At 62.9% G+C, this 25,760-nt stretch carries 23 protein-coding genes; 6 read left to right on the top strand and 17 right to left on the bottom strand.

The genetic code is table 11. The annotated features are described in order from the left end of the window. Positions 1-249: 249 nt before the first annotated feature. From MUY21_RS09175 to MUY21_RS09250, 16 genes are all read right to left on the bottom strand, one after another. Entirely contained in the window at positions 250-1,905 is a 1,656-nt protein-coding gene (locus tag MUY21_RS09175; RefSeq protein WP_248410077.1) for an alpha/beta-hydrolase family protein, read from the bottom strand. 9 nt (positions 1,906-1,914) lie between these two features. Next, positions 1,915-2,946: an FUSC family protein gene (locus MUY21_RS09180; protein WP_248410078.1), complete on the bottom strand. Its 1,032-nt coding sequence runs from the start codon at positions 2,944-2,946 to the stop codon at positions 1,915-1,917. 9 nt (positions 2,947-2,955) lie between these two features. Then, the gene (locus MUY21_RS09185; protein WP_248410079.1) at positions 2,956-4,032 is read right to left on the bottom strand and encodes an HlyD family secretion protein; all 1,077 of its coding nucleotides are present in this window, start codon (positions 4,030-4,032) and stop codon (positions 2,956-2,958) included. A 116-nt stretch (positions 4,033-4,148) separates the two neighbouring features. Beyond that, the gene (locus MUY21_RS09190; RefSeq protein ID WP_248410080.1) at positions 4,149-4,691 is read right to left on the bottom strand and encodes an HdeD family acid-resistance protein; all 543 of its coding nucleotides are present in this window, start codon (positions 4,689-4,691) and stop codon (positions 4,149-4,151) included. Between the two features lie 16 nt (positions 4,692-4,707). Further along, a complete protein-coding gene (locus MUY21_RS09195; RefSeq protein ID WP_348984593.1) occupies positions 4,708-5,673 on the bottom strand; it encodes an META domain-containing protein in 966 nt (321 codons plus the stop codon). Next, positions 5,568-6,341 carry a serine hydrolase gene (locus MUY21_RS09200; RefSeq protein ID WP_248410081.1) on the bottom strand — a complete coding sequence of 258 codons (774 nt, stop codon included), beginning with the start codon at positions 6,339-6,341 and terminating at the stop codon, positions 5,568-5,570. Before MUY21_RS09200 ends, MUY21_RS09195 begins: the two co-directional genes overlap by 106 nt. A gap of 11 nt (positions 6,342-6,352) precedes the next feature. Continuing rightward, on the bottom strand, positions 6,353-7,120 hold the full coding sequence (gene hdhA, locus MUY21_RS09205; RefSeq protein WP_248410082.1) for a 7-alpha-hydroxysteroid dehydrogenase: 768 nt from the start codon (positions 7,118-7,120) through the stop codon (positions 6,353-6,355). Positions 7,121-7,730: 610 nt separating this feature from the next. Next, positions 7,731-10,244: a cation:proton antiporter gene (locus MUY21_RS09210; protein ID WP_248410084.1), complete on the bottom strand. Its 2,514-nt coding sequence runs from the start codon at positions 10,242-10,244 to the stop codon at positions 7,731-7,733. Positions 10,245-10,341: 97 nt separating this feature from the next. Further along, positions 10,342-10,734 carry a CBS domain-containing protein gene (locus MUY21_RS09215; protein ID WP_248410085.1) on the bottom strand — a complete coding sequence of 131 codons (393 nt, stop codon included), beginning with the start codon at positions 10,732-10,734 and terminating at the stop codon, positions 10,342-10,344. Then, positions 10,731-10,907, bottom strand: coding sequence for a hypothetical protein (locus MUY21_RS09220; protein ID WP_191287435.1), 177 nt, complete (start codon positions 10,905-10,907; stop codon positions 10,731-10,733). Before MUY21_RS09220 ends, MUY21_RS09215 begins: the two co-directional genes overlap by 4 nt. 87 nt (positions 10,908-10,994) lie before the next feature. Next, entirely contained in the window at positions 10,995-12,218 is a 1,224-nt protein-coding gene (gene nqrF / locus MUY21_RS09225) for an NADH:ubiquinone reductase (Na(+)-transporting) subunit F (RefSeq protein ID WP_248410086.1), read from the bottom strand. Beyond that, on the bottom strand, positions 12,215-12,829 hold the full coding sequence (gene nqrE / locus MUY21_RS09230; protein WP_248410087.1) for an NADH:ubiquinone reductase (Na(+)-transporting) subunit E: 615 nt from the start codon (positions 12,827-12,829) through the stop codon (positions 12,215-12,217). Before nqrE ends, nqrF begins: the two co-directional genes overlap by 4 nt. Next, entirely contained in the window at positions 12,826-13,491 is a 666-nt protein-coding gene (locus tag MUY21_RS09235) for an NADH:ubiquinone reductase (Na(+)-transporting) subunit D (protein ID WP_248410089.1), read from the bottom strand. The genes nqrE and MUY21_RS09235 overlap by 4 nt, the downstream gene beginning before the upstream one ends. A gap of 3 nt (positions 13,492-13,494) precedes the next feature. Then, positions 13,495-14,289, bottom strand: coding sequence for an FMN-binding protein (locus MUY21_RS09240; protein ID WP_248410090.1), 795 nt, complete (start codon positions 14,287-14,289; stop codon positions 13,495-13,497). Continuing rightward, positions 14,276-15,058: an RnfABCDGE type electron transport complex subunit D gene (locus tag MUY21_RS09245; RefSeq protein WP_248410092.1), complete on the bottom strand. Its 783-nt coding sequence runs from the start codon at positions 15,056-15,058 to the stop codon at positions 14,276-14,278. Before MUY21_RS09245 ends, MUY21_RS09240 begins: the two co-directional genes overlap by 14 nt. Then, positions 15,055-16,326 (bottom strand): Na(+)-translocating NADH-quinone reductase subunit A, encoded by a 1,272-nt coding sequence (locus MUY21_RS09250; RefSeq protein WP_248410093.1) that lies wholly within the window; start codon positions 16,324-16,326, stop codon positions 15,055-15,057. The genes MUY21_RS09245 and MUY21_RS09250 overlap by 4 nt, the downstream gene beginning before the upstream one ends. Positions 16,327-16,466: 140 nt before the next feature. On the opposite strand from MUY21_RS09250, the gene MUY21_RS09255 reads away from it, so the two are divergent. From MUY21_RS09255 to MUY21_RS09275, 5 genes are all read left to right on the top strand, one after another. Next, the gene (locus tag MUY21_RS09255; RefSeq protein ID WP_248410094.1) at positions 16,467-17,645 is read left to right on the top strand and encodes a cytochrome c3 family protein; all 1,179 of its coding nucleotides are present in this window, start codon (positions 16,467-16,469) and stop codon (positions 17,643-17,645) included. A 60-nt stretch (positions 17,646-17,705) separates the two neighbouring features. Next, a complete protein-coding gene (locus MUY21_RS09260; RefSeq protein ID WP_248410096.1) occupies positions 17,706-18,875 on the top strand; it encodes a cation:proton antiporter in 1,170 nt (389 codons plus the stop codon). Between the two features lie 122 nt (positions 18,876-18,997). Further along, positions 18,998-19,552 carry a hypothetical protein gene (locus MUY21_RS09265; RefSeq protein ID WP_248410098.1) on the top strand — a complete coding sequence of 185 codons (555 nt, stop codon included), beginning with the start codon at positions 18,998-19,000 and terminating at the stop codon, positions 19,550-19,552. Further along, on the top strand, positions 19,494-20,972 hold the full coding sequence (locus tag MUY21_RS09270) for a DNA polymerase Y family protein (RefSeq protein WP_248410100.1): 1,479 nt from the start codon (positions 19,494-19,496) through the stop codon (positions 20,970-20,972). Before MUY21_RS09265 ends, MUY21_RS09270 begins: the two co-directional genes overlap by 59 nt. Further along, on the top strand, positions 20,969-24,310 hold the full coding sequence (locus tag MUY21_RS09275; RefSeq protein ID WP_248410101.1) for an error-prone DNA polymerase: 3,342 nt from the start codon (positions 20,969-20,971) through the stop codon (positions 24,308-24,310). Before MUY21_RS09270 ends, MUY21_RS09275 begins: the two co-directional genes overlap by 4 nt. Positions 24,311-24,338: 28 nt before the next feature. On the opposite strand, the gene MUY21_RS09280 is transcribed toward MUY21_RS09275, so the two are convergent. Beyond that, positions 24,339-24,563, bottom strand: a complete 225-nt coding sequence (locus tag MUY21_RS09280) for a hexameric tyrosine-coordinated heme protein (RefSeq protein ID WP_191287423.1) — start codon at positions 24,561-24,563, stop codon at positions 24,339-24,341. A 176-nt stretch (positions 24,564-24,739) separates the two neighbouring features. On the opposite strand from MUY21_RS09280, the gene MUY21_RS09285 reads away from it, so the two are divergent. Beyond that, positions 24,740-25,753 carry a C-terminal binding protein gene (locus tag MUY21_RS09285; RefSeq protein ID WP_248410102.1) on the top strand — a complete coding sequence of 338 codons (1,014 nt, stop codon included), beginning with the start codon at positions 24,740-24,742 and terminating at the stop codon, positions 25,751-25,753. Positions 25,754-25,760: the final 7 nt, after the last annotated feature.

The raw sequence follows: 25,760 nt of genomic DNA on the forward strand, positions 1-25,760 counted from the left end.
GGCGTGCGATTGCCCGCTCGAAGGCTTCGAAGGTGTTCCGACACGGCGCCGCTTCCTGAGTAAACCGGACAGGTTGGGGGCTTTCCGGCAAAGCGGGATTTAACGCTATTGTCGAGAAACCGGCTGGTTCCAAAAAAAGCGGCATCGCTCTTGCCTGGAACTGATCGTTCCCCACGCAGCACGATACGCCATGTCTGCTATGGGCTCTTTCGACACCCGCCCCAGCTTTGGCCCGCCCACATTGCCTGCTTATTTGCGAACGCAGCCTTGGTCGAATCCTCCATCGCAGAGGCGCTTCAAGCGAGCCGTGTCGTCATCTGTCCATTCCGCCGGATCTGTGACTGCGACCCATGGTCCGACATAGTCGGGTCCGTAATAGGCATGACCGTGCCCTTCAGGTGCTGTGTTTGCCAGGGCCATATCAACCGCCAACTGGAATTGCGTCACGAGGGGCATGAAGCGCATCTTCGGAGAGACGTCAGGCCCGGGCGGTTCGCGCATCCATTCCGGGGCGCGGAACAGTGAACTGGAGGTGAAGAAGACAATCGGATCGCTGGAATATTGCAGATAAACGATCCGCATGTCGCCCCAGCCCTCCGGGCCACCTGCATCAACCGTATGCGATGCAAACCGCACAAGCCGACCGTCGCCAAGGACAGGGGCAATCGCCGGACTGTCGATATCACGCGAGGCAACGATGCTTTGCCACTTTGCGGACGGAAAAGGCGGCCCGGCCCAAAGCGCGCCGTCAATCGGATCGTCGAGCAGCGCGAACAGATCGGTCCCGTGCATTGACGACCACGCCCCAAGGCTCAGACCATGAATATAGAGGCGAGGGCGAGCGTCCTTGGGCAGATCGCGCCAGTATTTGTGTATCGTGTCAATCAGCGCCTCGGCCTGATCAAGGCCCGAGCGGGTTTCCAGAATAAGGGCAAGCGGTGATTGCAGATAGGAATACTGCACCGTGACCGTCGCGATGTCGCCACCGTGCATGTATTCAACGGTATCAACCGCGCCGGGATCCATCCAACCCGTGCCGGTGGGCATGGCTACGATCAGGATTTCGCGGTCAAACCCGCCCTGTCGGATCAACTCTGCCAGCGCGATATCCGCGCGCTCTTGCGGATCGTCCGCCTGCGCACGACCCACATAAACGCGGATGGGCCGAAGTGCATCCCGCCCGGTGAAGGCCGCGATGTCGGCTGCATCCGGTCCCGTCAGCACATAGTCACGGCCCGGTTGCCCAAGGGCGCCCCAATCAACCAGGGATGCCGCACCACCGGTCAAGTTCTCGTCTGTTGGCGGGGGCGGCGCATCGGCAAAGAGCTTCTGGGCCAGCGTCACGGAATCGTCCAACCCTTCAATCACACGGTCCAATACACCATCGCGTGTCGCGATGAGCAGCAGCAGTGCTGTCAGCAGAAAGCCCGCCACGTTCGCGGTGCGCGGCGGCATGTATCGGTAGAGCCGAAACCGAACGCGATCGAAGATCCATTGAAGGGTATAGCCGACAAGCACCAGAGCTGCGAAGACAACAAGGGCAAGCGCCAGCATCTGAACCGTATGGGCTGTCTCGACCAGGTCCACGCCCATTCGTTCGCGGATGCCGTTTTGCCATCCGCGTGCCGAGATAAGGCACAGGCACAACACCATTCCTACCGGAACACCTACGATCAGCCTTGCGATGAGGGCTGTGCGCCCGCCAGGTTCAGGCAGTTCAAGCAATCGCCACAGTGACACGAAGGCGCGGCCGATCAGATACCCCAGAGCCATCACCAGCCCCCCCAACACACCCTGAACCAGCCAGTTGCGCGGGATCAGGGTCGGTGTCAGCGAAGCGGCAAGAAAGAGAAGCCCCAGGAAAAGGGGCAGCGTGTAGATACCGATGCGTGAAAGGTACGTCATCTGCGCGTTCTAGCTGGGTGCCGTTGTGACCAAGGGGTTGCCGCGCCATTTGGTCAGACTGTCAAGCATGGCAACGCAGAACGCCGCCGTGAACGCCCCGGCCATTGTCAGAACGATGCGCGTGAAACTGGCATAGGCCGGATCCTGCGTCGACAACGCGCCCGCGACCAACGCCAGCACGACCGAGAAGGCGTATTGATAGACCATGCTGGGGTGCGGCCCGCTCAGCATCTTGCTGCCCAGAAACAGCCCGGACAGAAAGATCAGGCCAAGGACAATGGGCAAGTGCTGCGAGAACGTGAACAGCCACAGCACGATCAGGGCAATCGCGGCACCGTAGAGAGTAGCACGAACCCGTTGGAACGCCTCGTCCCAGACGCGCCTGCCTGTTGGGAAAACCAGTACCATCGCCGCAACCATCGCCATCATCATGTCGGACGGCTGCATCACCGCATAAAGCCAGAAGCTGAGGCCCAGCAGAACGGTCGCGCGGATGGCTGCACCTGTCTCGATCCGGCCATCTGTGGGAATGGGTTCGTCAACGTGGCGCTCGCGCGTGCGCGCGGGCAGCAGAAGATAAACCAGAGGTCCGATCACGAAAGCGACGAGTGACGCCTGCGCAAAGCCGTCGCGCATGGTCTCAAGCGTTGCCGTGCCATGCATGCCCATGATAGACATCAGGAGAGCGACGATAATGATCAACATCCCCAAGGGCGCGCCGGTTTTCAGGATCATCCGAAAGGCAGCAAAGTAGATCAGCCACATCGACCCGACATACACCAGCGGCATCGGGCGCAACTGTTCCACGAACCATGTCATCGCATAGACCATCACGATCATTACGACAGGCGCAGCCAGCACCTTGCCCGGGTTGAACGCCTTGCGCTGTGCGGCGATCAGGCCAAGCGGAAGCGCGGCGATGATCGGCGGCAACGCAGGGTTGAGGATCGGGATGGCGGCAAAAGCCAGCATTCCGGTCAAACCAAGCCTGACCGCATAGAGCGGATCTTCCTGAACGTCCGGACGGGGCGTGACATACATGGCGCGCCCTCAGTGCAGATAGCTGGTGATCGACCGCACCCGTTGCAGCGCACCGGCGATCCAGGCTATCGGATTGCCGGTGCCAGACGCGTAAACAACCGCATGCACCTTGCCCCCGACCCGGACTTGCGCGGGCCAGCTGTCCAGCCCGCCCTGCAATTCGATCCGCACGGGGATGCGGCGGGCTGGCTCGAACCAGCGGTTGGACGGCTGGTTGACGACAAGCCCACCCTGCATATTGCGACCGGGGTTTATGCCCCAGGCGATGCTTTGCACGCGACCGTCGAAAATCTGCCCCGGCACGGCGTCAAACAGTAGGCCGACGGTATCGCCTGCCTCGATATTCTGAAGCTGGTTTTCGCGCAGATCGACGGTGATCCATGCCGCATCCGCATCAATGAAAGTCAGGGCCGGGTTGCCCGCCCCGACAAATTGGCCTTCTGACAGCAAGACGTTGGTGACGACCCCGAAATGCGGTGCGGTGACAGTGGATGAGGCCAGATCATACTGGGCGCGCTCCAATTGCGCCTCTGCGGCGGCAATTGCGGGATTGCCTTCGCCTTGCGGACCCAACTGGGTGCGTGCGCTTTCAAGATTTGCTTCCGCCGTCGCCAGGCGCGCCTCGGCATCTGAAACCTGGCCTCGGGCCGTGTCGCCCTGCGCATTTGACGCGATGCCACGCTCTTCCAGCCGGAAGGTGCGTTCAGCTTGCGCCTGCGTTGTCTCGAGTGCCGTGCGCGCCTGCGTGACCGCCGCCTGCGCTGCCAACAGGGACGCGCTGGAGGCGTCGATGTTCTGTATCGTGGATGTCAGGTTGGCCTCGGCCTGTTGCACGGCCAGTTCGAAGGGCCGTTTGTCCAGAGAAAACAGTGCATCGCCGGCTTGAACAACGGCGTCATCCTCAACATGCACCTGCGTGATTTCGCCCGACACACGCGGTGCAATCTGTACCACATGGGCAGAGACAATTCCGCGCGAGGATGACGGGGCCATCTTGTCGGACATCGCATAAATCGCCACCAAAACGACCAGAAGGACGACCACGATCGCCGCAATCTTGCCTGCCGGGTTTCTTGCCTCACTCATCTTGAAATCCTTTCATTCCATGGTCGCAAACAAAACACATGACCAGCACACCACCAATACCCCGCTCGCCAACAGCCCCCAAAGACCTGCCTGCAAGAAGAGAGGAGCCGCCTTCATCATGGAGCAATTTTCCGAAGTCTGAATCCTGACAGGACAAACAATGTCCCGACGACGATGGCCCAGAACCCGATGATCCAGGCGATCGAGACCAGGCCAGCATGCGGCAGGAACAGAATGGCGAGACCGAACAGGATCGACAGTACACCGCTCACGATCAGGACCCATTCGCCTTCGATGTGATTGCGCAGCTTGATCGCAGCGGCAATCCGCAAGCCGCCGCCAAGGATCGACCACGCTGCAACGAAGGCCAGCAAGACAACGGCCGTGACCCCGGGCATGAGAAGCGTCAACACACCGACGATGATGCCCAAAGCTGCCTCGAGGGCAAGGTATGCCCAGCGATCGCTGCCGCGTTGACCCAAGGCCTCGATCAGTCCGAACACCCCGTCAACCAGGATGAACGCGCCGAACATCAAAACCAGAACCGTAATGCTCAGCTCTGGCCAGAAAAAGGCGGCGAGACCGAACAATATCGCCGCCACACCCCGCAACAGAAACACCCACCAGTTGCGGGCAATCATTTCCAGCATTGTGTCCATGTCACGCATCCCTCTGTCAGCGCCGCCGCGCGGTGATGGTCGCGCCGTCGGCCGTCTTCAGGATCAGGGTGCCGGTGTCATCAATGCGATAGCCGGTCACGCCTTCAAGGATTGCCAGCAGCGTGCGCTCCTGTTCTTCCAGCGCAGAGGGACACGCCATCATCGTGGCTCCGGTCTGGCCAATCGACAAGGCGCCATCTGTCTCTTCATAACTGCCGACCAGCCGGTTGCAGGTCGCGTTTCCGGCAAGGGATCCGTCCGCCATGAACAGCAAGTGAGCATCGCTGTTGTCGATCACGCCCCCACCGTTGATGTCTTCGACATGCCAGGCCTGCCCCACCAGCGTGGGGTTCGCGGATTGTTGCATCAGATAATCCGCGACAGCCTGATAGGCTGGCAGGGAAGTCGGATCGTTGGCCGCGTTGCCCGCGACCGGATGCGAGGCAAAACGCGCGATCACCATATCAGCCGTCGGATCGACATAGATGGTCTGCCCGTGCACACCGCGCGCCGCGAAGGCGCCATTGTCATTGTGGCTGACCCACCACATGCCGCGATAGCTCCACCCCGGCAGCAGATCATAGCCCGCAGCGGCAAAGGCATCCTTGTTTCCACCCTGCCGGATGCGGTCAATCGCGGCAGAGGGAATGACCTGTTCGCCATTCCATTCACCGTTTTGCAAGACAAGCTGACCAAGACGCCCCATATCCCGCAAAACGGCATTGAAGCCGCCGCCAGCGAAGGGCGTGCCGATGCTGTCCACGGTATAGAACGCCTCGCGTTCCGTGCCGATGCGCGACCAGATACGGTTTGACAAATACTGCGCTGCCGACACGCCGGTTGTGCGTGCGATCAGCCACCCGGCCACGTCCGAGTTCACCGTCTTGTATCCAAAGACCTCGCCATGCGTCCCGTCCTGTTCGACGGTTTGCAGATACTCGAAATAGCTGCGCGGCCCGGTATAGCCCTCGGGTTTGGGCAGGGGGCTGCATAGGTCCAGACCTCGGCGTCGGGGTCGGCATAATCTTCCGAGTAATCCAGTGCGGTGGTCATTTCCAGAACCTGTTGCACGGTGGCACTGCCGAAGGCATTGCCGCCCAGTTCGGGGATCAGATCCGCCATTTGGGCTGTTTCGTCGACCTGACCTTCGGCCACCAGAACCTCGGCCATAAGCCCCGTCAGGCTTTTTGTGACCGACATCGCCCCGTGCAACGTATGCTCATCCAGACACCCGTCATAGCGTTCATAGACGATGCGCCCCTTGTGCAGCACCAGCAGCCCGTCGGTATAGTTGGCGTCAAAGGCGTCGTTCCACGTCATCTGACCTTCGCCACCCAGCGGGGTGAAGGTTACATTGTCGATGTTCGGGTCCAGGGCCGTTGGCAAAGCTGTCACATCACCCGGCGCGGTGGGCACCGCAACCGTTGGCATCAATTCGCGGAAATGGCAGACCGTCCAGCGCAGCTTGGGAAAGGCGAAGTAATCAGGGTCGGTGAACCGGATCGTCTTGTCGGCTGCGGGTGGGAACCCCTGCATCCAGCCCATCGTGACCGGGTTTGACTCCGTTGCGTTCAAAGCATCTTGCGCCATGGCCGGTCCTCCAAACGTAAGCGCGGCGGCGATGGCCGCAGGCAAAAACTTCTTTGTCATAACCAAATCTCCTAGTCTAATTCCTGAACGCCACCGCCCGAAACGGTTAAGATCTGACCGCTGATCCAGCTGGCCGCGGGCGAGCACAGAAATAGCGCGGCATTGGCCATATCCTGTGGTTCTCCCAACCGTTTGATAGGCGTATGGGCAAGCATTTTGCCCTCGATCTCGTCGTTCAGCACGCTTTCCAGCGCATCGGTGCGTGTCGCACCGGGGGCCACACCGTTCACGCGAATGCCTTTCGGCCCCAGATCGAAAGCAATGTTGCGGATCAAATGGTTTGTCGCCGCCTTGGACGAGCCGTAGGAGGCCATGCGCTGGTTCTTGTTCTCGCCAGCCATGGACGTGATGGCCAGCATCGCGCCGCCGCCGGCTTTCTCCATTTCCGGGGCCGCGAGCTGTGCAAGGCGGAACAGGGAAAAGACATTCAGATCATAAGCACGGCGAAAGTCGTCCATCGGCATGTCGAACGGCTTGGGGCCGCCCCCACCTGCGTTGCTGACCAGGATGGTGAGCTTGCCAAATGCCTCGACAGTTCGATCAACCGCGGCGGCCAGATCAGTTTCTTTTGTCACGTCGCACGTGATGGCACGCGCCTTGCCACCCTGCGCTTCGATCTCGGCGGCAACTTTTTCCGCCGCAGCTTCGTCCAGATCGCTGGCCATGACCGACGCACCCGCTTTGCCCAGTGTCAGGGCGATGGCTTTTCCGATACCCGCAGCCGCCCCCGTCACAAGCGCGACCTGCCCTGCCACTGTAAAGTCCGATGGTGCATACATTTCGAATCTCCTTACTGTGCGACTGGCCATCATTTGACAGCACACGATACTTCAGAGCCTGAATGAGGTTGGATGCACCGCCTTAGGTTTGCGGACAAGTCGGGCCAGGTCGCGATCGCTTCTACGTAAACTTGGCCCCTTTCAGGTGGATTTCAATCTAAGCCACTCAAATCGCTTGTTACAATTCATACATCACACCACAGCCGCCTTCCGCGCGGGGCGGCTTGCTGCCTGACTTACATGCCCGAAGACCTAGACGCTGATCCGAGTATGACGGTGATGCTGTGCAGTGTCAAAGCGTCAGACATGCCTGAAGACTGACGACGAAACAACTTGCGATTGCCGATCGCCAGGTTGCAAACGCGAAGGGGTTATGTAGATTTTCAGAGCCTCGAACTTTACCGCGCGATGCTGACATCGGTCACCATACCGGGCCCGGACCTTGTTAAATTTTCGGCAATGGGTTTGCGCGATGAGGTCGATGGTATTGTTTGTTCAGCCAAGGCAGGGTGCAAGAAACCAGGCTACCAGTTCTTTGCGATAGCGGCGCAGCCAGCGGGACAGGAAAGCGGCTATATTCTGACACAGACCCCACAGCGTGCCCTGCTTTTCAGGGGTCAGCGGGCTTGTCGGACAGCAATGCATCGGGGTCGATGCCACGTTTTTCGGCGCTGGAACGAACAGCCGCCCGCAATGACGCGCTGCGTTTCAGAAGCGAACGGAATCGTGCCTGATCCAGGACCAAAAGCGTCGTGGGTGCGATGGCACGGACCTCGGCGCGGCGGGCGTGTTTCATCAGGATGGCGATCTGACCGAACATTTCACCGCGGCCAAGACGCCAAGTCTGCCCGGCGCTTTCCAGTTCCACCGCGCCCGAGGCGATGAAGAACACGCCTTTCACCACCCCGTCCTTGCGCAAGACGATGTTGCCGGCATCCACATATTGGTGCTTCAACGCGCGACCAAGCCGCCGTGCGGTTTTGTCGTCCAGATCCGCGAACAAGGGAAACTGCCGAACCAGTTCGAACCGGCGCATGGCAAAGTCCAAGGGCGGCCGACCCTCGGCCAGCGCGCGGCGGGCTGAGAGATCTTGCATCAGGGTGGTGTAAACCTCGGCCCCGATCAGCCCGTCTTCGCGGATGGCTGTGTATTCTCGTTCCTCAAACCGAAGGGCGGTGCGCCGGATGAAACGGCGTTCCAGCTCTTCGGCATAGCCGGGATACTGAAGCCGCAGACCGTCAAGCGCGGTTTCGACCATCTCGATCCGCCGCCCCAGAAGCTCCAGCAGCAACTCGGCGACACGGCGGCCATGGATGCGGCGGATGCGGCCCTCGATGAAGGCGTCGAGGTCACGCAACGTCAGGCGCTGCGACAACAGACGTTCGAACCGGTCCGCGGTCAGACGCACCAACGGGCCGGACAGGCCCAACCGCCGGTGCAGCAGCCCCGCAACCCGAAAGCCGCGCCCATAGGCCACCGACCTGCGCGCCGCCCGTTGATAGCCACTGCGCCCACCCGTCCGCGCGCCTTCAATCAACCGGTCGGCATCCAAGAGCGTCTGCTCTGCCATCCGGGCCGAAATCGTACGCTCGCGCACCCGCGCCAGGATCATGTCACGTTCAAAACCTGCTAGCGCAATCAGACCCAGAGTGATCCGGTCGCGATCCAGAATGTCGTCCGCGGCTTCGGTATCCCTGACCGCTTTTTCCAGACGTTCGCCAAAGGCTTTCGCCTCTGATCGCACGACCTCATGGGTCAGGGCGTAATCTTCGGTGGTGCGCGCCACGTCTTCGCGGACGGTTTGCAGGGCGACGGCAACCACCTGCCGCGACATTGCCTCGTCAATCGGGGACAGGCGATCCAGCCCCAGCCTGCCAATGACGGACCGAAGTGTGGTGCCCTGCACCAGCAACGTGAACAAGGTGAACCCGGTGGCAAGTATGCCCACAAGGCGCTTGACCTCGACCGGTACGCGCAGGCTTTCGGTCACGGCAAGCGCCAGCGCCAGCGTGACCGCGCCACGCAACCCGCCCCACAGGATCGCGGTTCGGTAGGGGCGTTCGACGTGCGGTGACAGTCGCAACAGGGTCAGCAGAGGCAACAGGCCGAACAACACCACGGCACGGGCGGCCAGGGCCGCGATGACAATGACGCCGATCAGAATGAAATCGCTGAACCGGACCCCTTCCAGCAATCTGGGGATCAGCAGCGCAGCCAGGATGAAGATCAGCGCCCCGGCCCAGTGGGCCAGCAGGTTCCAGACCTCGCCCAGATAGTTCCACGCCTGCGGCGGTACACGACCCGGCCCGGCCAGGTTCAGGGTCAGTCCCGCTGCAACCACGGCGATGACGCCCGACGCCCCGATGATCTGTTCGGACCCGATATAGGCAAGATATGGCAGGGCGACCGAGACCGAGATGATCGCCAGTTCATGCGCGCTGAAAAGCGTCATCAGCCAGATCGCCCCGCGCGCTGCCAACCAACCGCTGATGGCCCCTCCGGCAATCAGCACCGGAAACTGACTGAGTGCCGCGCCCAACTCGGGGTCCGGCATGCCCAGCATGACGAACCCCATGAACAGACCGAACAGCGCAATGGCAGCGGCATCGTTCAAAAGGCTTTCGCCCTCGATGATACGGGACAGGCGACGGGGCGCCGAAATCGACCGAAAGATCGAAACGACCGCTGACGGATCGGTTGTCGACACGATGGCCCCGATCAACAGGCAGGCTGCCAGCGGCAAGGTGCTGACCCAGGACAGTGCATAACCCACGGAAAGCGTCGCCACGACCACTGCAACCACCGCCAGCACCATGATCGGCACCCAGTCATCCAGCATCCGGCGCAGATTCATGCCCAACGTCGCCTGAAACAGGAGCGTTGGCAGAAACACATACAGGAACACATTCGACCGGATGGGCAGGCCCAGGATCGCCTCGGCGACGGGATTCAGGGCATCCGTCAGGTCGGTCCGCAGAAAAAAGGTCGCGGCCAGCCCGATAAGAATGCCGAGTATGGCAAGGATGACGGTGAACGGCAGGCGAAGCCGTGACGCCAGCGGCTCGGCCGCACCAATAACCAGAAAAAGCGACGCGATGACCGCGCAAACGATTACGATATCCATGAAACAGCAGTATCGGATTCGGCGGAGGACAGGAACAGAAAGCGATGGCCTGACCACGCGCATTGGCCAGGAACCTGCCAAGCCCAGGCGGGCGGCATCATCCTTCGCGCAGAAGCAGCGACAACACGTCCGAACGGTGCACGATCCCCACCAGCGCCGCCCCGTCCACCACCGGGAAAACACGGTGCGGGTGGGACAGGAACATCTCGGCGACACGGATCACATCGTCGCTGGCCTGAACGCTGACGACATCGCGCGACATCTGGTCGGCCACCTGCCCGCTCCATTCCTGATGGTAACTGGCATGCAGGGCCGGGCGAAAACAGTCCTTCTGGGTCAGGATCCCGATCATCCGCCCATCGTCACCCAGCACCGGGGCGGCGGCGGCTTTGGCCTCCAGCAAAGTGGCAACCGCGCGCCTGATGGGCATGTCCGGTGTCAGGGTGGGACTGTCGCGGCGCATGATCGACGCGATGCGATGGGTGCTCATTGGTCGGCCCCGGCTGTGTCTGCGTGACGCAGCGGACAGTCTGCACAGCGCCCTTCACGCAAACCTGCCGCTGCGCCACAGCTCGTGCGCACCGGATCGCGCCCGAAGGTCAGGCCCAGCCCAAGCCCCACGGCGGCAAGACCGAAGATGGCGATCGCAAACAAGATTTCCATGTCCACCTATCCTTATCTGGCAGCACCCGCCTGCGGGTAGCCTGGTTGCGATGATAGGGCCAAGAAGCGTCGGTGCCAAATCATGCCCTATCCCCCGAAATCGTCAAAGAAGATTGACCCGGGCTCGACCCCCAGCCGTTCCAGCGTGCCCAACACGGCCGAGATCATGACGGGCGGGCCGCACAGATAGTATTCGCAATCCTCGGGGGCGGGATGGGCGCGCATCTCGGCGTTCAATGTTTCGTGGATGAAACCCGTCGCACCGGTCCAGCGATCACCCGGAGCCGGATCCGACAGGGCGGGGGTCCAGCTAAAATTGGCGTGGTCCGTGGCAAGGGCTTCAAACTCTTCGGTATAGAACAGATCAGCCGCCGTGCGCGCACCATAGAAGTAACGGATCCGCCGTGTCGTGCCGCGCCCCAGTTCCTGATGGATCATTGCGCGCAACGGGGCCATGCCGACGCCACCGCCGATAAAGACCATCTCGCGCGTGGTCGGCTGAACGTGAAACTCTCCGAATGGGCCGGACAGATTGACCGTGTCGTCAGGTTTCAGCGAAAACAGCCAGGACGAGACGATGCCGGGCGGCACGTCGTCCTCGCGCCCGGCAGGCGGCACGGCGAGCCGGATGTTGAAAACCGCGCGCCCCGCATCTTCGGGTCGGCTGGCCAGCGAATAGGCGCGCGTCACGTCGGTGTCCAACCCGCCCTTCAGCCCGCGCCAATTGTTGATCTGCCAGACCTCTTCGAACTGAGGGGCAAGCTCCAGCGTTGCAAAATCAAGCTGATAGGGTGGCGCGGTGATTTGCATGAAGTCACCCGCACGGAACGCAGTCGGGTGATCGTCTGGCAAGTCGACCACGATTTCACGGATCAGCGGGGCCAGCATCCGGGTCGAGGCAACCTTGCACGTCACGCCGCCCCCAGCGCTCAGGATGTCATCGGGCACATGCACCGCGCAATCGCCGCGCAATGTCGTCTGACAGGCCAGGCGCACATGCGCGCGCCGGTCCTTGGGTGACAGAACACCGCGTTCCGTCGATTGCGGCTCGCCCGCCCCGTCACCGGTCACCGTCACGCGACACAGCCCGCAGGTGCCGGACCCGCCGCAGGCCGCAGGAATGCGAATATCCGCATCATGCAGAACGCCCAGCAGCTTGGCCCCCCGCGGCGCGTTCAGGATCATGCCGTCATTCACTGTGACCTCGATCGTCCCTGTCGGAACCAACCGGCTGCGCGCCAACAGAAGCCCGATGGCCAGGCCGACCACAAGGGCCGCGATGATCAGGCTGCCAAGGACGATCTCGTTCATTGTGCGGCCGCCATTTGTGCAAAGGAAGCAAAGCCCAGCGACATCAGCCCCGTCAGGATGAACGCGATGCCAAGCCCCCGCAGGCCTGCGGGCAGGTCGGCATAGGCAAGGCGCGTGCGGATCGCGCTGAGCATCACCACGGCCACCGCAAACCCAACGCCACTGCCCAACCCGAAGATCGCGGACTGGCCCAGCGTATAATTCCGCTCGACCATGAACAGGCTTCCGGCAAGGATCGCACATTGCACGGTCAGCAGCGGCAGGAACACTCCGAACGCGGCGTGAATGGCGGGAAAGAACCGGTCCAGCAGCATTTCCAGAAGCTGCACGGTCGCCGCAATCACGCCGATAAAGGCAATCAGCGATAGATAAGACAGGTCAAGATCGGGTTGCCCAGCCCAGGCCCAGGCGCCAGGTGCAAGCAATCCCTGATAAATCAGATGGTTCAGGGGCACCGTCACCCCCAGCACCCCGGTCATCGCAATGCCCAGGCCGATGGCGCTTTCGGTGCGGCGCGACAGGGCAAGAAAGGTGCACAGGCCCAGAAACAGCGTCAGCGGCATGTTGTCGACGAAGGCCGCGAACAGGAAAAAGGACCAGGCGTCGGTCATTCTGCCGCCTCCGGTCGTGAGGGAGGCGCAAATTCGGGCGCTTCGGCCTGTTCAGGGCGCACCGACCTGACCGCCCAGACAAGACCGCCCAGCAGGAAGAAGGCGGATGGTGCCAGCAACATCAGGCTGAGCGGCGTGAACCAGCCGCCTGCATCGGCCAGCGGAAGCACTTGATGGCCGAACAACTGCCCGCGTCCGAACAACTCGCGGATCGCACCGATGATGATCAGCACCAACGAATAGCCAAGCCCATTGCCGAACGCATCGACCATGGATGGCAGCGGCGGGTGGTAGCGCGCATAGGCTTCGGTGCGGCCAAGAACCAGACAGTTCGTGGTGATCAGCCCGACATAGACGGACAGGGCGCGGCTGATCTGCGCGAAATAGGCTTGCAGGATCTGGTCGATGACAATCACCAGCGAAGCGACGATGACGATCTGCACGATCAGGCGGATCGTGTCAGGAATGTGCCGCCGGATCAGGCTGATCACGCCCGCCGCCAGGGTCAGCACCACGGTCAGCGACACCGACATGGTCAACGCCGTGGCCAGCGACGTCGTCACCGCCAGCGCCGAACAGATGCCCAGAATTTGCAGTGTCACCGGGTTTTGCCGGATCAGCGGTTCGGTCAGGGTGGTCCAGAAGGCGGTGCGCGCGGTCATGGCTCAGAACTCCCCGCGCGCGATGGCGTCCAGCAAGGGGCCATAGCCGTCCGGCCCCAGCCAGAATTGCATCATGCGCGTGAACCCGGTGCCGGTGCGCGTGGCGCCGGTGATGCCATCCACCTCATATTCGGTGGTGGCATCGCCACGGGCCACCTTGAACCGCACCTCGCCGCTGTCATCGCGGATCAGGGTGCCGGGGAAACTTTCCTGCCACGACGGGTCTTCGATCCGCCCCCCCAGGCCGGGGGTTTCGGCATGTTGAGTGATGGCGATTCCGGCAATCGTGTTCATGTCGCCATGCAGCGCCAGCATCGCGTCGAACCGACCGCCATAGCCCTGCCCCGTCACCGGCAGCAACACCAGCGAAATGTCGTCGCCTTCACGCAGCAGGAAGATCTGCGCATAGTTCGGTCGCTGGGCCAGACCGGCGATATCCTGCCCCGCGCTCAGCGGTGTCCAGTTGGCCTGATCGGCAAGGGCAGCCTGAAGCGTTTCAGCCGTCACGCCCGGCGCAGCACGGCCCGTGTCAAGATCGATCACCACCGTTGACAGCGTGCCGCCCGAGGCGTCCAGCAACCCGGACATACCCGGGATACCGCGCACAAGGTCGCTGATCCGGGCCTGCTCTTCGGCGGCACGGTTTGCGGTCTGGATCGGACGCAGGATCACGGTGGCGCCACTGACCATGACGGCACAGACCGCCGACACCAGAAAGGCCACGATGATGGTCTTGGCACGGCTTTCATTCGGCAACGCCAGCAGGCGGCGCCAGGGGTTCCAGTCAGTTTCGGCCATGCCGCCTCCTGCGTTTGGCGATCCACAAGGTGATCGCGATTTCATCCAAGAGCGGCGTTGCAAGCGAGGTCAACAGCGCCGCCGCGACGGCCATTTGAACCGGGGCTGCGCCGCTCCACCCTGTGGCAAAGATCACGACAAGGCCCGCATATACGCCGCCGTTCAACCAGCGGCCAAGGGATGTGCTTGCGCTTGTCACCGGATCGACGACCAGAAGCACCAGCACGATCCAAGCTGCCGGTGCGACCTCTGCGACCGGGGCACCCAGCGCCAGCGCCGCGCCCGCGATCAGCAGCGCACCACCCAACACGGCAGCGGGCATGATGCCGGTTGCCACCCCAATCAGAGCCGCAGGAAAAGCCGCCCAGACCACCGGATCATCGAAGCCCGGCCACCCGAAACCCGGAAAGCCGAACCCAAGGAAGGACAGCGTGACGGTCGCCGGGTTCACCACGTTACGCCCCCAGCCGCCAAAGACAAGCTCGCCCATCACGACGCCAAAGCTGATCCCAAGCACCAGTCGAAGCGCGCCAAGCCCTTCGGGGGCGAGCATGGCTATGGCCAGCGCCGTGACCACTGCGGCAACGGACGGGGGCTGGGCACGGGCAAGCAGGAATACGAAGTTCCAGAAGGCAAGACACAGCACTGCAATCCAGAGCGTGGCCAGCGCCGCACCCCCACCGAACCAGATCCAGAACAGCGCAAGCGGCATATAGGCCGCCAGAAGCATCAACGCGACGGTTTCGCGATCCCACAACCCTTTCATCATGGTGCAAATTCCGTTTGAACCCGATCCAGCATGCCGCGCAACAGCGTGGCCAGATGTGCCTCTCCGCCCAGCACGTAGTCGACCAGCGCGATGTCATCCTCAAGCAGGGACAGGGCGCCAAGTTTCATCGCCATCTCGTCATCCCCGGAACTGAGCGCGCGCACCAGAGCCACCGCAGGCAAAGCCGCGCCAAACGCCTGGGTCAAAGCCGCCGTGGGGATCACCGGTCGAGGCAGGCCCGAACGCGTCAGCGCCGAGACAAACCAATGCGGCGGCTTGCCCTTTGGTGGGCGCGGGAGGACCGTCACCTGCCGGTGACGGGGGCCAAGCCAATGCGCCTCATGGCCATCCAGAGGTGACCCCGAAATCAGGCGATGCGCGCCGGGATTGGCAATGCGCAATGTCAGTTCGCGCAGATCTGCACCCGGTTGGGTGCGGATCGACAGGCTTTCGCGCAACCCCTTGCCCGCAAGGCGCACAAGACGCGTCATCGGCACGATGCCGGTGTCCAGCAGCTCTCCCAAAGCGGCCACATCCTCGGCGTGGATGTCCCAGACCGGGGTTTCGATCGTGGCCGGGGCCAGCGCGTGCACTTGAAACCCGGCTGCCCCTTGCGGATGGCGGGAGGGCGCCTTGACAATGCGCAGCTTGTCACTGGCACGATCGGGGCCGATCAGGGGGGCACCATCGGTCTGGCACACGAAAACCGGCCCGTCGCTCAGGGTGGCAAGCGCCTGCAGACCGCGCAACAACGCCGTCTCGCGCCCGGCCAGCGCCTGGCGTGGATCGGGGGCAAAGGGGCGGGTGTCCATCGCCATCACGACGATGGCCGCTGGGTTTTCATCTGCCGGGGGCATTCCGCCAAAAGGTCGCCGTTGCAGCCAGGGCCAGACCCCAGCCGCCTGCACGAGTTTGCGAAGGCTTGCCCGCGTCGACGTATCGGCCACGTCATGCCGCATCACGTCCCCACCTTCTTCGCGAAACAGCACGATTTCCGACAGCTTGCGACCCGGTTGAAGCGATATCCGCGCAACACGTCCGGGCATCGGCGCGACCAGCTGGACTTGCGGAGCGTCACGCAAACAGGCCACCGGCGCACCCTGCGCAACCAGATCGCCTTCGCCCACCAACGGGGTGATGCGCAGCGATCGGCCCGCCGGTGTCCGTATCCCCGCCTCTTGCGTGATCACCTCGGACGGCTCCTGCGCGTTGACAGGCGGCGACGGAAACGCAGGTGTCAGGCCGGGACCGAACCCGAGAACAATCATGTCCTCTCTCCACTTCTTTCCTGTGTCAAACGCTCGATATCGAAAGACCGTGCCCGGGGGGCTGACATACATCAATGCGTTGATAACATACTTGTGATAGTTGAAAATAGGTTCACTTCGATTGCAGAGAGGAAACAGCCATGAAGTCCAAATCACCTGTCATTTTCAGCCTATCCGCCATTGTTGCGGTCCTCTCTCTTCTCGCAGGTGGTCAGGCCGTTCTGAGCCAGGACGCGGATGACGCGCCCAACGAAGACGCCGCCACGATCCCCTTTGCCCTGCCGAAATCGGGACCGTTTGATGCGGCGGATATCAAGATCGACAATAATGAAGCGATCGCCAACTGGTTCCGCTCGGCCCATGCCGATGCGGCGGCTGAGGCGTTTCGCCATTGGGACGAAGACGAGGAAATCAAACCCGCCTGCGCCGCCTGCCATTCGGGCGAAGGGTTCCGGGCATTCCACGGGCTTGATGGCAGTGAACCCGGCGTGATCGACGGCCCGATCAACACCGGCGGCGTGGTGGATTGTGGCACGTGCCACAACGCGGGGCTGGCTGAGGTGACCGAGGTGCAATTTCCAAGTGGCCTGATGCACCCGGTGCAAGGGGTCGAAGCATCCTGCATGACCTGCCATCAGGGCAGGACGGCCGGTGTTACGGTCAGCACTGCCATCACCGATATGGATCTGGACACGCCCAACCCCGAACTGCGTTTCATCAACCCGCACTATGCCACCGCGGCCGCAACATGGCTTGGGGGCTACGGGGCTGCGGGCTATCACTATGACGGACGCGCCTATTCGGGCCGGTTCTTCCATGCCCGCCCGGTGTCGACCTGCAATTCCTGCCACGAGCCGCATACTTTGGAAATCGACTTTGAACCCTGCCTGACCTGCCACCAGGCCGACAGCATGCAGGACATCCGCATTTCGCGGCAAAGCTATTCGGGCACCGGGGACACCTCGGTGGGCATTCGCGCTGACATTCAGGCCAACGCAGCCCTTCTGATGGATCAGGTCAATGCCTATGCCAAGGACGTGGCGGGCGTGCCGATGGTCTATGACGGGACGCGCTATCCCTATTTCTTCGCAGATGCCAATGGCGATGGCGTGATCGACGAAAGCGACGGCAAGGCGGTGGCATACAATGCCTGGACCCCGCGCAGCCTGCGCGCCGCCTATAACTGGAAGCTGGTCATATCCGATCCGGGCAACTATGCCCACAACCCGCCCTATATCCTTGAACTGCTTTATGATTCGATCGAGGATCTGAGCGGCCCGCTGGGTGTGGACATGCAAAGCCTCAACCTGTTGAGGTAACCGCCCAGGCAGCCCGGTTCGCCGGGCTGTCGGCACCCTTAGACCCGGGAACTGTCCGACATGGATCAGGCGCTACTCTTGATCACGCTTGGGGTGCTTTTTCTTGGCAGTCTGCTGGCGGATAAGATCGGCCACCTGACACGGTTGCCACGGGTCACCATGCTGTTGCTGCTGGGGCTTCTGGTCGGGCCTTCCTGTCTGGACCTACTGCCGGCATCGGTCACCGACCTGTTTGATCCGATCTCGGTCGTGGCCCTGACCATGGTCGCCTTCCTGCTGGGCGGAGAACTGACACGCGATAATCTGGCGCGCCATGGCCGGGCGATCTCGGCCATCTCGCTGAGCATCGTCCTTGGCACGACCGCGATCGTCTGGGGCGGCCTGACCCTTTTCGGGGTCAGCCCCGAACTTGCCCTGCTGCTTGGGGCGATTGCGACGGCGACCGACCCGGCTGCCATTTCGGACGTCATCCGCCAGTCGGGCCTGCGCAACGGGTTTACCGAAACCCTTGCCGGTATCGTGGCCATAGACGATGTGTGGGGGCTTCTGATGTTCAGTCTTTGCCTTGCCCTCGTCGATCAAACCGGCGGCTGGGCCGCGCCGCTTCTGGGTGCCGGGCGCGACATCGGGGGCGGCATCTTGCTCGGCCTGTGCATCGGTATCCCCGCCGCCCTTCTGACCGGGCGGCTGAAACAGGGCGAACCACTTCAGACCGAGGCCATCGGCGTCGTGCTGCTGACCGCCGGGCTTGCGATCTGGCTTGAGGTCTCGTTCCTGGTGGCCGGGATGGCCGCAGGTGCGATGATCGCAAATCTCGCGCGCCACCACGAACACGCCTTTCACGAGATCGAGTATATCGAATGGCCCTTCATGCTGCTGTTCTTCCTGCTTGCGGGCGCATCGCTTGAACTGGACGCCGTGTGGGCGCTTGGCTGGATCAGCCTGGCCTATGTCGGCCTGCGCGTCGCCGCCCGGCTTATCAGCGGGGCCGTCGGGGCGCGGATCGGCGGGGTGCCACGCGCGCAGATGCATGCCTATGGCCCTGCCCTTCTGCCGCAGGCGGGGGTGGCCGTCGGCATGGCGCTGGTGGCCGCCGAAACCTTCCCGGACTGGGCGGCGACCATCATGACGCTGACCATATCCGCCACGGTGTTTTTCGAAATCGCTGGCCCGCTGGCCACACTTGCAACCCTTCGCCGGGTTGATCGCACATGGCAGGGCGCACCCTGAACATTCGTTGAACACGGCCCTTGCGTCATCTTGCATCCGCCGCATAATCGGGACATTCAGATTGGCTGGCCCTGCCCCGTCGGGTCGGCCCTTGCCCCGTTCACAACCCTGCCCGCGGACACATGACGCATCAGACCGTTCCTTTCTTCCCGCCAAAGCCGTCCCGAACGCACGAAGTTTGCGGGGCCGGGGCGCTCGTGTTCGCGCTGGCGTTGGCCGCCCGCCTTGGTGGCCCCGTCCTGTGGGTGCGCGAAGGGTGGAAACCGGACCGGTTGCATCCCGTTGGGCTGCTGGATTTCATCGACCCCGCGGACCTTCTGGTCTGCAACACCAATGACCAGATCGACGTTCTGGCCACCGCAGAAGAGGCGCTGCGATCCGGCGCTGCCCCCCTTGTGGTGATGGAGATTGGCAAGCCCTACGGGCTGACCGAAGGACGGCGCCTGCAACTGGCTGCCAAGGAAGGAAAAGCCACCGGGCTGGCCGTCATCCCGGATGGCATGGGCAGCAACGCCGCCGAAACACGCTGGAAATGCACACCCGTTTTCGACCCGGAGGACTCGACTCTTCAACGTTGGGAACTTATTAAGAACAAATCAGGAACATTGGGAGTCTGGGATGTTCGATGGGATGCCGCGTCGCGTCGTGTCATTATGGTTCCCCCGGCTGGCAAGTGACCGGGCTCTCAGGCTGCGCCCGGTGGATGGCCCCTTTGCCCTGACCTTCAAACACAGCAACGCAAACCGGCTTTACTGCCTGAACCGCGACGCCGAGCAAAGCGGGCTGCATCGCGGCATGTCTTACGCGGATGCACGTGCGTTCTGCCCCGGGTTGCACAGCCGCCCTGCGACACCCGACGGCGATCGGCGGTTTCTGCACATCCTGCGCCGCTGGGCCACCCGTTACTGCCCCTGGGTCGGGCTGGAGGGATCGGACGGGCTGGTTCTGAACATCACCGGATCGGCGCATCTGCTGGGCGGCGAGGACGCCCTGCTGGCAGATCTGCGCGACCGGCTGACCCGGGCCGGATTCACGGTGCAGGCGGGGCTGGCCGACACGCGCGGGGCTGCCTGGGCACTGGCGCGACACGGCGAGGGCGTGGCCCCGACCGGCGAGGCACTGACGGCGCTGGCAAAGCTGCCGGTGGCCGCACTTCGACTTGACGATGACACCTCGGTCGCGCTGCAACGGCTGGGGATCCGCTCTATCGGTGATCTTGCTGCGGCCAGGCGGGCGCCGCTGGCCCGACGCTTCGGCCCCGGCCTGCTGATGCGGCTGGATCAGGCGCTGGGTGCCCAGCCCGAAGACATCTCGCCCCTGCCCGACCCGCCACATTACGGCGTGCGCATGACATTGCCCGAACCGATCGGCCTGCTGGCGGACGTGATGGCGGGCACCCGCCGCCTGCTGGACCAGCTTTGCGCCAAGATGAAAACGCACGAGGTCGGCGCGCGACAGCTTTGCGTGACCCTGCGCCGGCTGGATCAGGACCATCAGCAGGTCGAATTGCGGCTGGCCCGCCCCCTGCGCGACCCGCATCGCATCCTGCCGCTGTTCGAACGCGGTCTGGCCGAGGTCGAGGCAGGCTTCGGCATCGACCAGTTGCGGCTTGAAGCCACACAGGTCGACCCCCTGCCGGCGCAACAGATCAGCCATGTGGCCGACCGGGGAAAGGATCAGCTTGACGATCTGGTGTCCCGGCTTGGCACCCGGATCGGGCTTGACAACATCCACCGGTTCCTGCCCGCCGACAGCCATATTCCCGAACGCAGTTTCATCATCGCCCCCGCCGCCTATTCCGATCCCGAACGGGGGTGGAGCCGCCCGCGTCCACGCCCGCTCTGCCTGTTTCCGCCGGAACCGATTGCAGGAACGGGGCCGCAGCCGCCAGCCCGGTTCCGTTGGCGCCGCATGTCGCTGACCACAGGTCGCGTTACAGGGCCGGAACGCATCGCCCCCGAATGGTGGCTTGAGGATGACAACTGGCGGTCCGGCCTGCGCGATTACTGGCGGGTCGAGACCACGCAGGGGCGGCGTTTGTGGCTGTTCTTCACCCCGCAAAATCCGGGGTGGTTCGTGCAGGGGGAATTCGCATGACCGCCCCCCCGATCCCATATACCGACCGGCTGGGCTATGCCGAGCTGTGCGTCACCACGAATTTCACCTTCCTGACCGGAGCATCGCACCCGGAAGAACTGATCACGCGCGCCGCAGGGCTGGGGCTGGCCGCCATCGCGATCACCGACCGCAATTCGCTGGCGGGTGTGGTGCGGGCCTGGAGCGCCCTGAAACAGCTTCGGCGCGAAGCCGAACAAGCGGTCGACATTCGGTCGCAGCACCGGGTCGATTCGTGTTCGCGGCAGGAAATCGGCGATCCCCAACCCATCGTCAAACCCGACACGCCGCATTTGCCGAAACTGATCGTCGGGTGCCGTCTGGTCCTGCGCGACAGCACGACCCATTGGGTGGCACTGCCCCGTGACCGGGCCGCCTATGAACGGCTGACCCGATTGCTGACCCTGGGCAAGCGCCGCGCCGAAAAAGGCCAGTGCCATCTGGATTTGCAGGATATGCTGAACGGGTGCCGGGGCATGATCCTGATCGCCCTGCCACAGGCGGGGCTGAAGACCGCCGCGCGCGACATCCAAAGAATGCGGCGGCAGTTTCCCAACCATGTCTTTCTGGGCGCCGCCCCCCGCTATGACGGCAGCGATCAGGCCTATCTGGATGCCTGTGCGCGGCTGGCCCAGAAGACCTCGGCGCCGATGGTGGCGGTGGGCGATGTGCTGATGCATCAGGCCAGCCGCCGGCAACTGGCCGATGTGCTGACCTGCATGCGTGAACACATCACCATCGACAAGATCGGCACGCGGGCCCAGCCCAACGCCGAACGGCGGCTGAAAGGGCAGGCTGACATGGCGCGGCTTTTTCGCAACCATCCGGGCGCATTGCGCCGCACGCTGGAGATCGCCGACAGGTGCAGCTTCGACCTGGCCGAGCTGTCTTATGAATACCCGGACGAGATCGGCGGCACGGAAGCCCCGCAAGCCCGGCTGGAACGGCTGGCGCAAGACGGCTTGGCACGGCGCTATCCCGACGGCCCCCCGGACAAGGCCGTGCAGCTTATGCTCAAAGAGCTGGCCGTGGTCGACACCCTGGGATTTGCCGCCTATTTCCTGACCGTGCATGACATCGTGCGCTTTGCCCGGTCGCAGGGCATTCTGTGTCAGGGGCGCGGGTCTGCAGCCAATTCGGTCCTGTGCTATCTGCTGGGCATCACCGATGTCAGCCCCGACCAGATCGCCATGGTGTTCGAACGCTTCGTGTCGAAACATCGCGGCGAACCGCCGGATATCGACGTGGATTTCGAACATGAACGGCGCGAAGAGGTCATCCAGCACATCTATGAGAAGTACGGCCGCGAACGGGCCGGGCTGTGCGCCACGGTGATCCATTTCCGGTCCCGCGCCGCGATCCGCGAAGTCGGCAAGGTGATGGGGCTGAGCCAGGACGTGACCGCCAGCCTGTCGGGCCAGATCTGGGGGATGAGCAATGGCGGCGTCGATCTTGACCGCCTGCGCGAACTGGGTCTTGACCCCGAAGACCGCCGCCTGATGCAGACGATCCGCCTGATCGGCGAGGTCATCGGCTTTCCCCGGCACCTGAGCCAGCATGTGGGCGGGTTCGTCATCACCAAGGGTCGCCTTGACGCGCTGTGCCCGATTGAAAACGCGGCGATGGAAGACCGCACCATCATCGAATGGGACAAGGACGACATCGACGCGCTGGGGATCCTGAAGATCGACATCCTTGGGCTTGGGATGCTCAGCTGCATTCGCAAGGCGTTCGAGTTGCTGGAAAGACACGAACACAAGACGCTGACCATCGCAACCGTCCCGCAAGAGGACACGGCCACCTATGACATGCTGTGCGCGGCGGATGCGGTCGGCGTGTTTCAGGTGGAAAGCCGGGCGCAGATGAATTTCCTGCCCCGTATGAAACCCCGCACCTTCTATGACCTTGTGATCGAGGTCGCCATCGTGCGCCCCGGCCCGATCCAGGGCGGGATGGTGCAACCCTATATCCGGCGGCGGCAGGGGTTGGAAAAGCCCGAACCCTTCGGCCCCGAACTGGAAGAGGTCACGCGCCGCACCCTTGGCGTGCCGCTGTTTCAGGAACAGGCCTTGCAGATATCGGTGGTCGGGGCAGGCTATACGGCGGAAGAGGCCGACCAGCTTCGCCGCTCGCTGGCCTCGTTCCGGCGCATGGGCACGATCGGGGCGCATCGCGACAAGTTCATCGCGGGGATGCAGGCCAAGGGCTATTCGCTTGACGTGGCCGAACGCTGCTTTGCCCAGATCGAGGGCTTCGCCGATTACGGGTTCCCGGAAAGCCACGCGGCGGCCTTTGCCATGCTGGCCTATGTCTCGGCCTGGCTGAAATGTCACCACCCGGCGGTGTTTGCCTGCGCGCTGCTGAATTCGCAGCCGATGGGGTTCTATGCCCCGGCCCAGATCGTGCGCGACGCCCGGGAACACAAGGTCGAACTGCGCCCGATCTGCGTGAACAGCAGCCACTGGGACAACACGCTGGAACACCGCGCCGATGGCACGCTGGCGCTGCGCCTTGGGTTTCGCCAGATCAAAGGGTTCAAGGAAGAGGACGCAACCTGGATCACCGCCGCCCGTGGCAACGGCTATCGCGACCCGGAAAGCCTGTGGCTGCGGGCGGGGCTGCGCCCCTCGGTGCTGGAACGGCTGGCCGAGGCGGATGCCTTTGCCGATATGGGCCTGACCCGGCGCGAGGCGCTGTGGCAGGTCCGGGCAATCCGGGGGCAGACCCCTCTGCCTCTGTTCAACGACCCGATCGACGGCGAAGGCATCCGCGAACCCGACGTGACCTTACCCGTCATGCATCTGGGCGAAGAGGTCGTGGAAGACTATGTCTCCACCCGTCTGACCCTGCGCGCCCATCCAATGGAGCTTCTGCGCCCCGCGATGGCCGGCCTGACCCCCCACGCCGCGCTGCACAAGGTGCCACCTGGCCGCTATGCGGTCTGCGGGCTGGTGATCACCCGCCAGCGCCCCGGCACCGCATCAGGGGTGATCTTTCTGACGCTGGAAGATGAAACGGGGGTCAGCAATGTGGTGGTCTGGCCGAAGGTTTATGAGCAGTTCCGGCGCAGCGTGATGGGTGGGCGGCTGTTGCAGGTGGAAGGTTATCTGCAACGCGAAGGGATCGTGGTGCACCTGATTGCCCAGAAGATCACCGACCTGTCACACAAGCTGTCCGAACTGGGCCACCCGCTGGACGAGGCCATTGGCATCACCCAGCCCAACACCGATGACGCACCGCGCGCAAACCGCACCGCGCCCAGCGCCCGCCACCCACGCGAACAGGCAAAGCGCCTGTTTCCCAGCCGGGATTTTCACTGAACCGGGCGGCGGGTCTGCGGGGCTTCGATCAGCGCCAGTAACTGTTGGCCGCCGCGACGGTGGCGAAATGGGTGGCGACCACCTGGCTGACCGCGATCAGCGCGTCCGCGTCCTCGGCGTATTCTGGGCGCATCCGGCTGCGGGCATCATCATCGGGCTGGGTCATCTTGACCGCAACGCGCGACAGTTTCACGGCCAGTTCATAGCCTTGTTCCGGTGTTTCGGTGATCAACGAGGGAAGCCAGGATGACATGACGTTTTCCTTTCAGGGTTTGCGCGTTTCCTGCGCAGTGTGTGACCACCGCATAAAGGATGCAACACCCCTGCGCCCGGACAAAGCCAACACGATAACATTGGCATCCCACACGGATCGGACCTAGGTTTCGGCAAGGCTTGCAACACATCGGACACCCACAGATCGGACACACCATGAAAATCGTGCGCACGGACTGCGAACTTCGGACCCCGAAACTCGACGCCGCACTGGTGTCTGCCGGACACGATCTGGTGCTGCTGCCGGATGGGGTGAGCGAGGAGGATCTGCTTGACGCCACACACGATGCCGATCTGATCCTGATGTGTTATACCCCGATCACCCGGCGGGTGATCGAAAACGCGCCCCGACTGAAAGGCATCGTCAAATACGGTGTCGGGATTGACGCCATCGACATTCCCGCCGCCATTGACGCAGGCGTGGCTGTGGTCAACGTGCCGGAATATGCGGAAGAAACAGTGGCAGAAGGGGCGTTTGCCCTTTTGATCGCGCTGGCCAAGAAACTGACCGCGCTGAACACGCATATGACGGCTGAGGGTTGGGCCTGGCCTGAACCGACATGGATGGGATCAGACATTGCGGGCAAGACCGTGGGCATCATTGGGCTGGGCAAGATCGGGCGCAGCATGGCGCGGATGGCCGGGCTGGGGTTTCGCGCGAACGTCATCGCCTACAGCCCGCATACATCTGCAGAGGAAATGGCCGCTCTGGGCGTCACCAAGGTGGAACACCTGCACGACCTAATGGCGCAAAGCGATTTCGTCACCATCCACGCAGTCCTGAATAACGACACGCGCGGTATGATTGGCGAGGCGGAATTGCAGGCGATGAAGCCATCGGCCTTCCTGATCAATGTCTCGCGCGGAGCGATTGTGGACGAGGCGGCCCTTGTCCGCGCGATCTGTGAGGGCTGGATCGCAGGCGCCGGGCTGGACGTGTTCAGTCAGGAACCCCTGACCCGCACCGGCCACCGAATGAGCGCGCTTTATGACCACCCCAACGTCATCCTGTCACCGCATCTGACCTTCTATACCGAGGAGGCGATGCAGCGATTGGAAGATGAAGCTCTGGAACGGTGTTTCGAGGTGTTGGAGGGGCGCAATGTCTTGGTCAAATCCCACGACCCACGTTTGAGAGCTCAGGTCAAAGGTGTGGCATTCACCGTTTAGGGCGCAG

Origin of the sequence: Aliiroseovarius sp. S2029, assembly GCF_023195575.1 — a bacterium.
In the GTDB taxonomy this organism is placed as follows: Bacteria; Pseudomonadota; Alphaproteobacteria; order Rhodobacterales; family Rhodobacteraceae; genus Aliiroseovarius; species Aliiroseovarius zhejiangensis.

Excerpts from the sequence above, each read along its gene's own strand:
- MUY21_RS09175 (WP_248410077.1), bottom strand. The coding sequence starts at position 1,905 with ATGACGTACCTTTCACGCATCGGTATCTACACGCTGCCCCTTTTCCTG.
- MUY21_RS09180 (WP_248410078.1), bottom strand. The coding sequence starts at position 2,946 with ATGTATGTCACGCCCCGTCCGGACGTTCAGGAAGATCCGCTCTATGCG.
- MUY21_RS09185 (WP_248410079.1), bottom strand. The coding sequence starts at position 4,032 with ATGAGTGAGGCAAGAAACCCGGCAGGCAAGATTGCGGCGATCGTGGTC.
- MUY21_RS09190 (WP_248410080.1), bottom strand. The coding sequence starts at position 4,691 with ATGGACACAATGCTGGAAATGATTGCCCGCAACTGGTGGGTGTTTCTG.
- MUY21_RS09200 (WP_248410081.1), bottom strand. The coding sequence starts at position 6,341 with ATGACAAAGAAGTTTTTGCCTGCGGCCATCGCCGCCGCGCTTACGTTT.
- hdhA (WP_248410082.1), bottom strand. The coding sequence starts at position 7,120 with ATGTATGCACCATCGGACTTTACAGTGGCAGGGCAGGTCGCGCTTGTG.
- MUY21_RS09210 (WP_248410084.1), bottom strand. The coding sequence starts at position 10,244 with ATGGATATCGTAATCGTTTGCGCGGTCATCGCGTCGCTTTTTCTGGTT.
- MUY21_RS09215 (WP_248410085.1), bottom strand. The coding sequence starts at position 10,734 with ATGAGCACCCATCGCATCGCGTCGATCATGCGCCGCGACAGTCCCACC.
- MUY21_RS09220 (WP_191287435.1), bottom strand. The coding sequence starts at position 10,907 with ATGGAAATCTTGTTTGCGATCGCCATCTTCGGTCTTGCCGCCGTGGGG.
- nqrF (WP_248410086.1), bottom strand. The coding sequence starts at position 12,218 with ATGAACGAGATCGTCCTTGGCAGCCTGATCATCGCGGCCCTTGTGGTC.
- nqrE (WP_248410087.1), bottom strand. The coding sequence starts at position 12,829 with ATGACCGACGCCTGGTCCTTTTTCCTGTTCGCGGCCTTCGTCGACAAC.
- MUY21_RS09235 (WP_248410089.1), bottom strand. The coding sequence starts at position 13,491 with ATGACCGCGCGCACCGCCTTCTGGACCACCCTGACCGAACCGCTGATC.
- MUY21_RS09240 (WP_248410090.1), bottom strand. The coding sequence starts at position 14,289 with ATGGCCGAAACTGACTGGAACCCCTGGCGCCGCCTGCTGGCGTTGCCG.
- MUY21_RS09245 (WP_248410092.1), bottom strand. The coding sequence starts at position 15,058 with ATGATGAAAGGGTTGTGGGATCGCGAAACCGTCGCGTTGATGCTTCTG.
- MUY21_RS09250 (WP_248410093.1), bottom strand. The coding sequence starts at position 16,326 with ATGATTGTTCTCGGGTTCGGTCCCGGCCTGACACCTGCGTTTCCGTCG.
- MUY21_RS09255 (WP_248410094.1), top strand. The coding sequence starts at position 16,467 with ATGAAGTCCAAATCACCTGTCATTTTCAGCCTATCCGCCATTGTTGCG.
- MUY21_RS09260 (WP_248410096.1), top strand. The coding sequence starts at position 17,706 with ATGGATCAGGCGCTACTCTTGATCACGCTTGGGGTGCTTTTTCTTGGC.
- MUY21_RS09265 (WP_248410098.1), top strand. The coding sequence starts at position 18,998 with ATGACGCATCAGACCGTTCCTTTCTTCCCGCCAAAGCCGTCCCGAACG.
- MUY21_RS09270 (WP_248410100.1), top strand. The coding sequence starts at position 19,494 with ATGTTCGATGGGATGCCGCGTCGCGTCGTGTCATTATGGTTCCCCCGG.
- MUY21_RS09275 (WP_248410101.1), top strand. The coding sequence starts at position 20,969 with ATGACCGCCCCCCCGATCCCATATACCGACCGGCTGGGCTATGCCGAG.
- MUY21_RS09280 (WP_191287423.1), bottom strand. The coding sequence starts at position 24,563 with ATGTCATCCTGGCTTCCCTCGTTGATCACCGAAACACCGGAACAAGGC.
- MUY21_RS09285 (WP_248410102.1), top strand. The coding sequence starts at position 24,740 with ATGAAAATCGTGCGCACGGACTGCGAACTTCGGACCCCGAAACTCGAC.